The organism is Oligoflexia bacterium (genome assembly GCA_034439615.1).
Lineage (GTDB): Bacteria > Bdellovibrionota > Bdellovibrionia > JABDDW01 > JABDDW01 > JAWXAT01.
In genome coordinates, this window is the sequence record JAWXAT010000014.1 from 1 (window position 1) to 12,317 (window position 12,317).

12 protein-coding genes are annotated in these 12,317 nt (G+C 37.8%); 9 read left to right on the forward strand and 3 right to left on the reverse strand.

Annotated elements, in window-relative coordinates; all coding sequences use genetic code 11:
• Positions 1-561, reverse strand: a 561-nt coding sequence (locus SGI74_03805; protein ID MDZ4676613.1) for a hypothetical protein, incomplete at its 3' end; no start/stop codon positions are given.
• Here SGI74_03805 and SGI74_03810 point away from each other — a divergent pair.
• The 8 genes from SGI74_03810 to SGI74_03845 are packed head-to-tail and all read left to right on the forward strand — an operon-like array spanning position 560 to position 10,068.
• On the forward strand, positions 560-1,393 hold the full coding sequence (locus tag SGI74_03810) for a glycosyltransferase family 2 protein (protein ID MDZ4676614.1): 834 nt from the start codon (positions 560-562) through the stop codon (positions 1,391-1,393). The genes SGI74_03805 and SGI74_03810 overlap by 2 nt on opposite strands.
• An 18-nt stretch (positions 1,394-1,411) precedes the next feature.
• Positions 1,412-3,265: a YgiQ family radical SAM protein gene (locus SGI74_03815; protein MDZ4676615.1), complete on the forward strand. Its 1,854-nt coding sequence runs from the start codon at positions 1,412-1,414 to the stop codon at positions 3,263-3,265.
• Positions 3,266-3,290: 25 nt separating this feature from the next.
• Positions 3,291-5,093 carry a DNA mismatch repair endonuclease MutL gene (mutL, locus tag SGI74_03820; protein MDZ4676616.1) on the forward strand — a complete coding sequence of 601 codons (1,803 nt, stop codon included), beginning with the start codon at positions 3,291-3,293 and terminating at the stop codon, positions 5,091-5,093.
• Positions 5,090-6,010 (forward strand): tRNA (adenosine(37)-N6)-dimethylallyltransferase MiaA, encoded by a 921-nt coding sequence (gene miaA / locus SGI74_03825; GenBank protein ID MDZ4676617.1) that lies wholly within the window; start codon positions 5,090-5,092, stop codon positions 6,008-6,010. Before mutL ends, miaA begins: the two co-directional genes overlap by 4 nt.
• Before the next feature lie 38 nt (positions 6,011-6,048).
• Positions 6,049-6,930: a YicC/YloC family endoribonuclease gene (locus tag SGI74_03830; protein MDZ4676618.1), complete on the forward strand. Its 882-nt coding sequence runs from the start codon at positions 6,049-6,051 to the stop codon at positions 6,928-6,930.
• A complete protein-coding gene (gene gmk / locus SGI74_03835) occupies positions 6,931-7,545 on the forward strand; it encodes a guanylate kinase (GenBank protein MDZ4676619.1) in 615 nt (204 codons plus the stop codon).
• A 34-nt stretch (positions 7,546-7,579) separates the two neighbouring features.
• The gene (gene rpoZ / locus SGI74_03840; protein MDZ4676620.1) at positions 7,580-7,813 is read left to right on the forward strand and encodes a DNA-directed RNA polymerase subunit omega; all 234 of its coding nucleotides are present in this window, start codon (positions 7,580-7,582) and stop codon (positions 7,811-7,813) included.
• 38 nt (positions 7,814-7,851) lie between these two features.
• The gene (locus SGI74_03845) at positions 7,852-10,068 is read left to right on the forward strand and encodes a bifunctional (p)ppGpp synthetase/guanosine-3',5'-bis(diphosphate) 3'-pyrophosphohydrolase (protein ID MDZ4676621.1); all 2,217 of its coding nucleotides are present in this window, start codon (positions 7,852-7,854) and stop codon (positions 10,066-10,068) included.
• A gap of 13 nt (positions 10,069-10,081) precedes the next feature.
• Here the strand turns inward: SGI74_03845 and SGI74_03850 are convergent, their stop codons facing one another.
• Complete coding sequence (locus tag SGI74_03850) at positions 10,082-10,780, reverse strand: coenzyme F420-0:L-glutamate ligase (GenBank protein MDZ4676622.1); 699 nt, start codon at positions 10,778-10,780, stop codon at positions 10,082-10,084.
• Positions 10,781-10,858: 78 nt separating this feature from the next.
• Between SGI74_03850 and SGI74_03855 the strand changes: the two genes are divergently transcribed.
• Entirely contained in the window at positions 10,859-11,974 is a 1,116-nt protein-coding gene (locus tag SGI74_03855) for a hypothetical protein (GenBank protein MDZ4676623.1), read from the forward strand.
• Here the strand turns inward: SGI74_03855 and SGI74_03860 are convergent.
• On the reverse strand, positions 11,964-12,314 hold the full coding sequence (locus SGI74_03860; GenBank protein MDZ4676624.1) for a phage holin family protein: 351 nt from the start codon (positions 12,312-12,314) through the stop codon (positions 11,964-11,966). The genes SGI74_03855 and SGI74_03860 overlap by 11 nt on opposite strands.
• Positions 12,315-12,317 lie beyond the last annotated feature (3 nt).

Genomic DNA, 12,317 nt, shown 5'->3' on the forward strand with positions numbered 1-12,317 from the left:
CTCATGCTCATGCTCATGCTCATGCTCATGCTCATGCTCATGCTCATGCTCATGCTCATGCTCATGCTCATGCTCATGCTCATGCAGAGGTTGATCTTCTTTTAAAATCAAATTCCCGAAGTTTGAGATTTCATTTAGCTCCATTTTGTATGCACCAAATGCAGCGTGCGAAGTTTCAAGAGTTTTATCAAACCAATTCAATAATTTCTCAGAACTAATGATCAAAGTATCAGGAAGCAAAACAAGATTTTTTTCTTCCCACTTTTCATGTGAAGCTAAAAGTGTCATGGGCCATTCTTGTTTTTCGATTGGCTTATGAATAATAAAATCAATTCTAAAATCAGTTTTATTTTTTAATTCAAACCCATCTGCCCAAGTTTTAAGCCGCGCTAGTTTTTCTTCGCGCGTTATGATGGTGACCTTAAACTCTGTATTTGTTTCTAAAAGATGTGTAAAAGAATTCTCTATAAGAGCTTTGCCCTCATGAATCATTAATTCTTTAATGGGCCAATCAGAGTTTCGTTTGCCAAAACCAGCGGCTGGGATTAGTACATTTAGCATGAAAACAATTCCAGTAATTTTAAGTTTTAATCATATTGAATTGACCAAGAGATGCGTAAACTCAGTACTTGGTCATTTTACAACAAGGCCAATCTATCTTGTTCACAACGGATCACAAACTGAAATCGTAAATGAACTTAAAGCTGAATTCCCGCAAGTGGAACACCTCGTTTTAGAAGTGAACCAAGGCTTCTCTGGTGGGGCTAATCACGGTTTACGAACGGCATTTAGCAGTAACGTAGAGCGTGTCTTATTTGTGACAAACGATACGACACTTGAAAAGTTATCATTTGATGAATGGCCAGGTTATGTAAGTGATAGTTATATAATGGCCCCTCGAATTGAGAGAAGAAAAACAGGTACGATTGATTCTTTGGGTGCCAAAGTTGATTTTTTCAAAGGTAAACTCATTCATCATAATTTAGAAAATCAAGCTGACGTGAATGATCCTGGATTCTACGTTCCGGGTACTGCGTTTTTGATTTCTAAAAAAGCCTGGGATAAAATAGGGGAATTTGACGCAAGTCTTGGCACCTATTGGGATGATGTGGATTATAGCCTTCGAGCCAGGGCCCAAGGTGTTAGTTTAGATCTCTTGCCCTCAATTGTTTTAAATCACGGTATAGGTAAAACCTGTCATGGCAATCCGCTATACACTCTCTATCATTTTCACCGTAACAGGAGGCGAGTGACCTGGCGCCATGCTAAAAAGGGCCATAAGCTTGTGTTTGGAGCAGTCTACGGATACGATATGGCGCGAAAAATTTTCAAATTTACTCTTAATCATGATCCCATTCGCTTGAAATTCGTACTTCGCGCCCTTCTTTCATGATATGGTGCGCTCATATTTATGAGCGAAAAATCTGAATTATTGCCTACAACAAAAGATGAGATGAATAAGCGTGGTTGGAATGAATTAGACATTCTTCTCATCACGGGTGATGCGTACATTGATCATCCCACATTTGGCATTCCTTTACTTGGTCGGGTATTAGAAAAAAAAGGTTATAGAGTCGGTATCATCGCGCAACCTGATTGGCGCAATTTTGATGATATCACCCGCATGGGAACACCAAAACTTTTTTGCGGTGTGAGTGCTGGTTCAATGGATAGCATGATTAATAAATACACAGCCCTTAAGCGTCTTCGCGATTACGATGCCTATACACCCGGGGGAAGTCCTGATCTAAGACCTGAAAGAGCAACAATCGTATTTACAAATTTAGCTAGAAAAGCATTTCCGGGGCTGCCAGTTATTATCGGTGGTATTGAAGCAAGTTTACGACGATTTACCCATTTTGATTATTGGGATAATAAAATACGTAGAAGTATTCTTTTTGATTCACGTGCTGATCTTCTTTGTCACGGAATGAGTGAAAAAACAATTTTAGAAATTGCCCATCATTTTAAATCTGGAGGAACCGTTGATAACATTCCTCCTTTTCGTGGTACTGCTCGCATTCATAAAAATATTGATTCGATTCCTGAAGACAAACGCATTGTTATGGCGAGTTTTGAAGAAATTCAAGCCCCACTTAATGGCACAGTAGAAGAAATAAATCTTAGTCATGCAAAATTTAATAAATCAGCTGTAACAATTGAGCGTGAGAGTAATCCCCATAACGCAAAAATTCTTATCGAACCATGCCAAGGGCGTTATGTCGTAGCTCAACTTCCTGTATTGCCACTTTCAACAAAAGAGCTTGATGATATCTACGAGCTGCCTTTTACTAAACGGCCCCATCCAATGTATGTGCAGCCCATACCAGCATATGAAGTTATAAAATTCTCAGTGCAAACAAATCGTGGATGTTTTGGTGGCTGTAGCTTTTGTGCGATCACTTTACAACAGGGGCGAGAGATTCAATCTCGAAGCCCGGATAGTCTTAAAAAAGAAGTCGAAAAATTAAAAAATATTCCCGGATGGGCAGGCACAATTACAGATCTTGGTGGGCCGAGTGCAAATATGTACAAGCTCACTGGTAAAGATGAAAGCATTTGTAAGTTGTGTAAAAAAATGTCGTGTTTATTTCCAAAGCCTTGTTTTAATTTAGACACCGATCAAACACCACAAATTGAAATGATGCGGATGATTCGTAAAACTCCAGGTGTTAAACATGTCTTTATCGCAAGTGGTATTCGCTATGATTTAGCACTTCAAACGCCAGAATATATAAAAGAGGTGACTCAACACCACACAGGTGGAGTGATGAGTGTAGCGCCTGAACATACCGACCCCATGGTTTTAAAACTTATGAAAAAACCACCCATTGAAGAATACAATAAATTTGTAGAGTATTTTAATCAATACAGCAAAGAAGCTGGCAAAAAACAGATGCTCTCGCCCTATTTTATTTCAAGCTTTCCTGGTTCAGATTTAAATAAAACTTCAAAAATGAGTGAGTATTTCAAGGCTAATAAAATGCGCCCTGAACAGATTCAAGATTTTATCCCATCGCCTATGACCTTAGCGACTGCCATGTATTATACAGAAAAAAATCCTCACACCAATGAACCCATTTATATTGAAAAAGCCATGTCTAAAAGAAAGCTTCAAAAACGAACGCTTCAATCTTTTTTGCCTCAAAACAGATTTATTAAGGCTCGTGATTTGCGTAAAAAAGGAAAATTTCCTCGCACCTACATTGCTTCTGAAACAGAAACACTCGATGGGAATAATAGCCCTTTAGATATAAACGGTTAGTTTTATTACAAATTGGGGTTAACAGATGCGTCCGATTGAAATCTTAGATTCTGAGACCATTAATAAAATTGCAGCCGGTGAAGTTATTGAAAGACCAGCAAGTGCATTAAAAGAGCTACTTGAAAATAGTGCTGATAGCGGAGCCACGCGCGTTGAAATAGATTTTGACGAAGGTGGTAAAACTGAAATTCGAGTACTTGATGATGGTCACGGTATGGATCTTAATGAACTGCCATTGTCATTAGAGAGACATGCAACAAGTAAAATTAAATCAATTGATGATTTAATGAGTTTAAATACATTCGGTTTTCGCGGCGAAGCCCTGGCATCTTTGGCGGCTGTTAGTGAACTCTCACTTCATAGCGGTAAAAAAGAATCACCATCGGGTTCAAAAATTATTTCTTACGGAGGAAAAACCGAGGGGCCGGTTCCTGCTGCGCCATTGTGCGGAACCCAAGTTGTAGTTAAAAATCTTTTTTTTAATGTTCCAGCAAGACAGAAATTTCTAAAATCTGATGCTGGTGAAACAGCGGCAATTAAAAAAACTGTACGATCATTTGCTTTAAGTCATCCTGAATTACAAGTCACATTAAGGCAATCTGGTCGTGTTATTTATCAATGGGGTAAACAAGATTTTTTTAAACGCGCATGCCAAGTTTTAAATGTCGAGCCAAATCAAGCTTTACTCATTGAGGCAGTCGAGTCGGGGCTTAAGCTTCAAGCTGTACTTGTATTGCCACAATGGAATTTAGCCACCCAACAAGGTATTTGGCTTTTTGTACAATCAAGACCTGTGGTTGATCGCATAATTCAACAAGCACTTTTTGAAGGTTATCGAAATCTCATGATGCAGCATCAATACCCACAAGCGGTATTAAAACTCAATGTGGATCCAGGTTCTGTAGATGTGAATGTGCATCCTACAAAAGCACAAGTAAAATTTCTTAACCCCTCAGCTGTTTTTAGATTTATTAGTAGAACTGTTAAAGAGGCATTAGAGAAAAAATTAGGTGCTCAGCAAAATAAATCAAGTGATGTTATCTATGATACTCATACACAGCAAAATCTCGTGCGTGATGCCGTAGTTCAATACAATCAAAGAGCATACACAGCGGCTCAAGAAGACGCAGTTGAGACATCTCGATTTTTAGCTCAATCTTCATTTCAAAACAATGCGCCTAAAGATAATTCAACTGATTTACTAAATGCCGTTATGCCTGAAGCAAAACCAAAAGGTGCATGGTCATCACTTCAACTTATTGGTCAGTACTCAAATACATATCTTGTGACTCAATCTGCAAAAGCATTGGTACTTATTGATCAACATGCGGCACATGAGAGAGTATTATTTGAGGGGCTAAAAAATAATTTTCAAAAAAATAATGTTGAAAAACAAGCAGCCCTTTTAGAAGAACTCATTGAACTTCCGGCTGAAGCTATTGAGGCAATTACTGAAGCTCGATATGAGAAAATATTTAATGAACTTGGTTTTGACTTAGCCCAAAGAGGTCCCACTACATTAAGTATAATAGCTAGGCCCGCATTTTTAATTGATGTAGGTTTAGCTCCACTTTTTGAGCGTCTAGGTGAGCAAATACTTGATTGCGGATCCAAAGGGGTAATCGATGACCTTTTGGGTGAAATATGGGCCTCAATGGCTTGTCACGGCGCAATCAGAGCGGGGAGAGTACTTAGCCAATCTGAGATGCAATCACTTTTAAATCAAATGGATGATTATTCTTTTTCAAGTTTTTGCCCACATGGAAGGCCTGTAAGTGTTCAATTAGGGCTGCATGAACTTGAGAAAATGTTTAAGAGAATTGTGTGAAAGTTGTAAGTATTTGCGGCGCTACTGCTACCGGAAAAACCGCTATCGCATTTCAATTAGCTCAAAAATTAAATACAGAAATTATAAGTTTTGACAGCTTACAAATTTATCAAGAATTAAACATCGGTACTGCTAAACCCCCACCCGAAATGCTTAATGCCATCAGACATCACCTTATTGATGAAATTAAACCCACAGAAGTTTTCACTGCAGGTGATTTTAGAAAACAGGCACTCCAGATTTTAAAAACATTAAGTGATTCAAAAGATTTTGCAATCTTGGTTGGCGGAACGGGTTTTTATCTTCAAGCTCTTTTAAAAGGAATGCATGATATTCCTGAGGTTTCAACTGAAGTGAAACATAAGTTAAAGGCAGATTTAAAAGCTCTCGGCAGCACAGAACTTTATGAGGAGCTTCAAATTTCTGACCCTCAATATGCGACAAAGATTCATCCCAACGATACATATAGAATTTTAAGAGGACTTGAACTTATTCGTTCAGGTAAAGGGCCAACACAAATTCGAAATGATTTTAATCCGCAAAAATTTCCTTACACATTAGTACAATTGGGACTTCGTCGTAAAAAAGAAGTTCTTAAAAATGCTATTGAAGTTCGAACGAATAATATGTTTGAGCAAGGGATACTTAATGAAACGCAAACACTTGTAAAAAAATACTCTAAAGACTTACGCCCATTACAAAGTGTAGGGTATAAAGAATGTGTAATGCATCTTGATGGGCAAATTTCAATAAAGCAGGCTCAAGATTTAATTACCCAAAATACTATGGCCTTGGCTAAAAGACAGAGCACTTGGTTTAAACGAGATAATACCATTCATTGGTTTGACCCCGATGATACAAACCAAAACATCATGGATGAGATAAACAAGGTATTAGATAATCAATACACAGCGTAAAGCTTGACAAAATTCTATAAATTTCAAATACTTCGCTCATGATAAGTAGCATGACCGGGTTTGGGACGTCTGCTTTTAAGAATGAGAAGATTTCCCTAAATATCCAAATTAAAAGTGTGAATGGTCGTTTTTTAGAAACACGCTTTCGTATGCCTCGTGAGTACTCAAGTCTTGAAGGTGAAATTAAGAAAAAAATCTCAAAATATATTCAGCGTGGCACACTCGATATTTCTATTTATCGCACTATTGAAACAAAAGACGCCAATATCGTTGTCACTCCCAACATCTCATTAGCAAAAGCGTGGGTGAAGGCCTGTCAAGAGTTAGCGTCGTTTACTAATCTCAACGACGATACAACATTTGCCTCGCTCTTACGTGTTCCCGATATGATGCAAATTTCCGGTAATGAAGAACTTCAAGACTGGGAAAAATCAGCCGTCTATGAAACCGTAGAAAAAACATTAGAAGCTTGCTTGGGCGAAAAACGTAGAGAAGGCGAAGCCCAATTCAAAACGTTTTCAGATCTATTAGATACACTTGAAAAATTCATTACTGATATTAAGAAGAAAAAAAAGATCATTGATAGCCAGCTTCTAGCAAAACTGGGTGAGCGTCTTAAAGCACTTGCTGATGGGATAGCAATTGATCCTCAACGGCTTGCTCAAGAAGCTGTTTTTCTAATGGATAAAGCCGATATCGAAGAAGAGCTCATTCGTGCAGAAACCCACATCAAGGCCTATAGACTTGCGTTGAATGAAAAAGTAAGTGTGGGCAAGAAGCTTGAGTTTTACACTCAAGAGCTCCATCGAGAAATCAATACCATGGGTTCAAAAACTCAGGCTCTTGAAGTAACTTTAGATGTTATTGAGGCAAAAACCTGCATCGAAAGACTGCGCGAACAGGTGCAGAATGTGGAGTAAATGAAAGCATTCCGTCATGGACGCATATTAAAGTTTGAAGGTGAGTCACGGCTCAAGCCTTGCCTTATCATCGTTTCAGCACCCAGTGGTGCCGGGAAATCCACCCTTTGTGCCCGCCTTGTTGAGGAATACCCAGAAATCATTGAAAATGTGAGTTTTACGACACGCCCGCCACGTAATAAAGAAGACGATGGTGTTGATTACTTCTTTGTAGATATGGCGGAGTTTGAGGAGAAGAAAAACAGGAGCTTTTTTGTAGAACATGCCATGGTTCATGACCACTGCTATGGAGTAAGCTTTGCCCAGATCGAAACGGCAATTAAATCAGGAAGGCCCATTATTTTAGATATTGACGTTCAGGGAGCTAAAACTCTTCTCAATAAGTTCCCAGATGCCCTCACGATCTTTGTTTTACCTCCTTCTATCGAGGAGTTAGAGCGAAGGCTTAAATCAAGGGATCAAGGAAAAACCAATAACTACATGCTCAGAATCAAAAATGCGGCATCTGAAATGGCTCAAGCCGTTCACTTTAAACACCAGCTCATTAATGAGAATCTAGAAGAAGCCTATGCACAGTTTAAGAAAGTAGTTGAAACTGCGCTCAGAAATAGCTAATTTGATTAGCTAAAGTAAAATAAAGGAGTGCTTCGTGGCTCGTATTACGGTTGAAGATTGTCTTACAAATGTTGCTAATCGTTTTGCATTGGTAATGTTAGTTTCTAAACGTGCTAAACAAATTATGCGCGGTTCTAAACCTTTGGTAAGTGTAAAAGATAATAAAGCTATTGTTACTGCACTTCGCGAAGTTGCAGCGAATAAAGTTTGGTATGATGTAGGTGATGGCACTGCTGAAGATCAAATTGAACAAGACTTGAATCGTTAATGTGCTTGCCCTCTTAATTCTTATTGCACGGAACTCAAATGAGTGAGTCCTTTAAAGACATTTCGAAGGGCGAAAAAAATATCACACCCACAAAAGCTCTTGCCCAGCTCAAAGATAAAATTACGTCTTATTTTCCGCTCGCCGATCTCGCTTTAGTAGATAAAGCATATAAATTTTCAGAAAAAGCACATTCTGGTCAACTCCGTAGATCTGGAGATCCGTACATACTTCATCCATTGGGTGTTGCCACCGCCCTTGCTGAAATGCACATGGATCTCGACACGATCATCACTGGCCTTTTACACGACACAGTAGAAGACACAGTTGCCACATTAGAAGATATTGAAAAACTATTTGGGCCGACAATCGCTAGTCTTGTAGATGGTGTGACTAAAATTTCTCAAATGTCGTTTCGTAATACCCACGAAAAACAATCAGAAAATATACGTAAAATGATTATCGCTATGGGGCGAGATATTCGAGTGATTTTAGTAAAACTCGCTGATCGCCTCCACAATATGCGAACTCTGAATCATATGCCCATCGATCGACAAGTGATTATTTCTCAAGAAACCCTAGATATCTATGCACCGCTGGCAAATAGACTTGGTATCAGCTGGTTAAAGATAGAACTTGAAGATTTAAGTTTACGGTATTTAAAACCTGAAATTTATCAAAAGCTTTCTCAAAAAGTTTCTAAGAAAAAAAATGAACGGGAAAAATACATTCTTGAAGTTATCTCGGTTTTGAAAAAAGAATTAACAAAAGAAAGTGTTAAAGCTGAAGTGCACGGCAGACCAAAACATTTTTATTCAATTTATAAAAAAATGGAAGCTAGCAGCATTGATTATGAACAAGTTTATGACATCTTAGCGTTTCGAGTTTTGGTTGATACAATGGTTGAGTGTTATGAGGTTTTAGGTGTTATTCATAATATTTGGAAGCCTATCCCTGGGCGTTTTAAAGATTTTATAGCTATGCCTAAAGCCAATAACTATCAAAGTTTGCATACAACAGTTATTGGCCCGGGTGGTGAGCGTGTTGAAATTCAAATTAGAACCCATGAAATGCATTTGATTGCAGAGCGTGGAATTGCTGCCCACTGGAAATACAAGGAAGGTGGGGGCATCGATAAAGAAACAGAAAAACGTTTTGAATGGCTCCATCAACTTTTGCAATGGCATCAACAGCTCAAAGACCCATCAGAATTTTTAGAGACAATTAAAACCGATCTATTTGCAGGTGATATTTACGTTTTTACTCCCCATGGCGATGTCATGGAGTTTCCGTTCGGAGCCACTGCACTTGATTTTGCCTACAGTGTGCATACAGACGTTGGAAATCATTGTGTTGCTACAAAAGTGAATGGGAAGATTGTTCCTTTTAAACATAAACTTAAAAACGGGGATAGTATCGAAGTTGTTACATCACCGAATCAAAAGCCAACAAAAGATTGGCTCAAGATGGTTTATTTAAGTCGCGCTAAAAATAAAATCAGAGCTTATATTAAAAGTGAAGAGCGTGCTCGAGCGATTAGTTTGGGTACTGAGATGATTGAAAAATTATTTAAAAAATATGATCTCAATTTTAATAATTTTTTAAAACCCATTCATACCGAAAAACTTCTTAAAGAATTAGCACTATCAGAATTAAACGATGTCATCGCACAAGTGGGTTATGGCAAGATTGCACCATTAAAAATTGTTGAAATTTTAGCTCCAGAAAAAACAAAAGAGCCACTTAAAGAACCTCCAGAGCCTGATACTTTTTTAAGAAAAGTTTTTAAAGCAGCAATTCAAAAATCATCTAAATCTAGATCAGCAATTCAGATTCACGGGATGAGTGATATTTTAGTGCGTTTTGGAAAATGCTGTAGTCCGATTCCAGGTGATCCGATCGTGGGTTTTATTACGAGGGGGCGAGGTATAACGGTTCATCTTGCAATTTGCCCAAAAGTTTATGACATGGATCAAGATCGCAGAGTCGATGTTGCCTGGAACCTTGATATGCAAACAGAGCGTGTGGCTAAACTTCGCATCGTCTGTGTGGATGAACCTGGGTTACTGCAAAAAATGTCTGAAGCTTTTGCTGAACAAGGGGTGAATATTCATACCGCCCAAGTTAGAACAACAAAAGATCAAAAAGCCATTAGTCTCTTTGAAGTGAGTGTTCATGACATAGCCCATCTTCAAAAGGTTATGAAAGAGCTTGAAAAAGTAAAAGGCGTTATTTCAGTTGAGCGTATGAAGGCATGATTCAATTGAAAGCTTAATTCATTTTTATTACTGGGCCAAATATATCTTGATCCGGCGGCATGATTAATTCTTTAGGATCCACTTCATCACAAAATTCAGCTTCAAAATTTTCAATCAATGCCAGTGGTTTTTGTTCATTTGACTCACCCATGACCAGTACCCCAGCAGCTGCGAGACCATCAACTATATTGGTGGTACTCATAACAATCGGTCGATTAAAGATATCGGGTTTTCCGATATGGCTATCTACACCTTTGAATCCCCAATAAGAGATACCAACGCCACTCACACCTTTACGTAAAGGTGTGCATCTTGAATCTGTTAGAATTATGCCTAGTTTTTTAATCTGATAATGAGTTTTGGTTGTTAACCAAAGGTCTTTTGCACTTTGGTAAGGATCTTTTGGCCAGAGAATATAAAATTTTCCTTCAGCATTTGATTCATCGATTCCGGCTGCGGGGATTAAAATATTATTTTTTATGGTGAGATATGTTTTATATGATTCGCATAAAACAATATCGGCTTCTTTTTTAACGAGATCTTTTTTTGAAGTCTCAGAATGATTTACGATTTGACCTTCAGCTAATGAGATAATCTTAGAGGTAACCAGCAAAATTGACCCTTCAGGCAACGATTTCACATGAGTCGTGATAAAACTGACTAAATCTTCGTTTAAATGAAAAATACGGGTCGAAATTGCAGTGATTTTCATGGGTGAAACATACATTGCGTCATAAAGGTCTTGCAAGTTTTGAGATCTTCATCAAATATTTAGATAGGAGAACTTACAATGAAGCGACGCATCATAATCTGCGCTTTTTTGATCGCAGGTTGTGCACAAAATCAAATTGTTACTGAAGAGAATACTGAAATAAGACCTGTGAAGCGTTTTAGATCTACTTCACGCACACCTTCTTCAGAAAACGCTAAAAAAATTAAGCCCGTAGAAAGTACATTGGCGCAAAAAGTAAACCAAACTTTCAAGAGCATTCTTACTAACGATGATAAAAAAGCAAAACTAGCATATGGTCGAAATTATAGACACATGCCTGATTTTATTCAGTTCGCTGTTGATCTGCGATTTAAAAATTACGACCATGCCATTATACTTTTAGAAAAATTGGAAATTACTCCACCAGAAAAAGAATTCTGGTTAAAAATTCTTAATACAAAACCAGCTCGTTTAGTGTCCCCAATTTGTGAAGCACTTAAGGCCGATACATCTCTTAATTTTACTGAATCCCAAGAGCAGGTGAGATGGAACAATGAAACCGATAAACTCATTGAATCATTGATATCAGCACAAGCTAAAAATGCTGAGCCTTCTGAATTAGATAAAATTATTGAACAAATAAATTGTAAGCATGTTGGTGAAGCATTGAGTTGCGAGCCCATTGAGCCTGCTTTAAGAGAGAAATTATTAAATGATGTTTTCTTTGACAAAATTCATAATCTTCAAGTACGCGATACAAATTTTATTAAATGGAATAATAAAAATTATATAAAAATAACTGAATATCAAAGGCATGTGACAATAGATTCTCTGCATAAGTTTTTTCATGCAATTCAAGCGACCCCCTATGATCGACAAGTTAAATTTTTGAAACGATACCGAGGCATCGGTCGAGATTTAAGATCTGAGAATATTGTCGGTCGAATATTTGGTGATCTTGTTTTAGGCGATGAAAAAGATATGGTTTTAGCTGAGCATATTCAAAGTTTTTTACAGGCGTATCCGATATTAAATCTTACTTTGGGTTTAGAATTTGAATTGGCAACTTGTGGTTTGCCAACTGAAATACCAGCGTTTAAACCACCTAAGCCAAATGCTAACACTTCAAGCTCAGCAGGCAAAAACCCTTCAGCGACTGCAACAGTGAGTCCTTCGCCAGTACCTAAACAATAATCGTATGAAGAATGGCATTTAAGATAGCTAGTACCACTGCGCCTAAAAATGCTGTGGACCAATTTTTTATACTAAAGTTAGGTAAAACAGCTGCGCAAAATCTTAAAATAACTCCGTTGATGATGATCATAAACAAGCCAAGGGTTATGATATTTAGAGGTAATGTCAGTAAGACTAATATCGGCTTAATAAAAAAATTTGCAAAACCAATGACAACTGAGATAACGAGTGCAGATAAAAAACCACCTACTTGAAATCCAGATAAAAAATATGATGTCGCCATAAGTGCAATTGCTGAAACAGCCCACTGCACTAATGTGATGATGAGTCCGTGATCCATTTG

Excerpts from the sequence above, each read along its gene's own strand:
- SGI74_03810 (MDZ4676614.1), top strand. The coding sequence starts at position 560 with ATGAAAACAATTCCAGTAATTTTAAGTTTTAATCATATTGAATTGACC.
- SGI74_03815 (MDZ4676615.1), top strand. The coding sequence starts at position 1,412 with ATGAGCGAAAAATCTGAATTATTGCCTACAACAAAAGATGAGATGAAT.
- mutL (MDZ4676616.1), top strand. The coding sequence starts at position 3,291 with ATGCGTCCGATTGAAATCTTAGATTCTGAGACCATTAATAAAATTGCA.
- SGI74_03830 (MDZ4676618.1), top strand. The coding sequence starts at position 6,049 with ATGATAAGTAGCATGACCGGGTTTGGGACGTCTGCTTTTAAGAATGAG.
- gmk (MDZ4676619.1), top strand. The coding sequence starts at position 6,931 with ATGAAAGCATTCCGTCATGGACGCATATTAAAGTTTGAAGGTGAGTCA.
- SGI74_03845 (MDZ4676621.1), top strand. The coding sequence starts at position 7,852 with ATGAGTGAGTCCTTTAAAGACATTTCGAAGGGCGAAAAAAATATCACA.
- SGI74_03850 (MDZ4676622.1), bottom strand. The coding sequence starts at position 10,780 with ATGAAAATCACTGCAATTTCGACCCGTATTTTTCATTTAAACGAAGAT.
- SGI74_03855 (MDZ4676623.1), top strand. The coding sequence starts at position 10,859 with ATGAAGCGACGCATCATAATCTGCGCTTTTTTGATCGCAGGTTGTGCA.
- SGI74_03860 (MDZ4676624.1), bottom strand. The coding sequence starts at position 12,314 with ATGGATCACGGACTCATCATCACATTAGTGCAGTGGGCTGTTTCAGCA.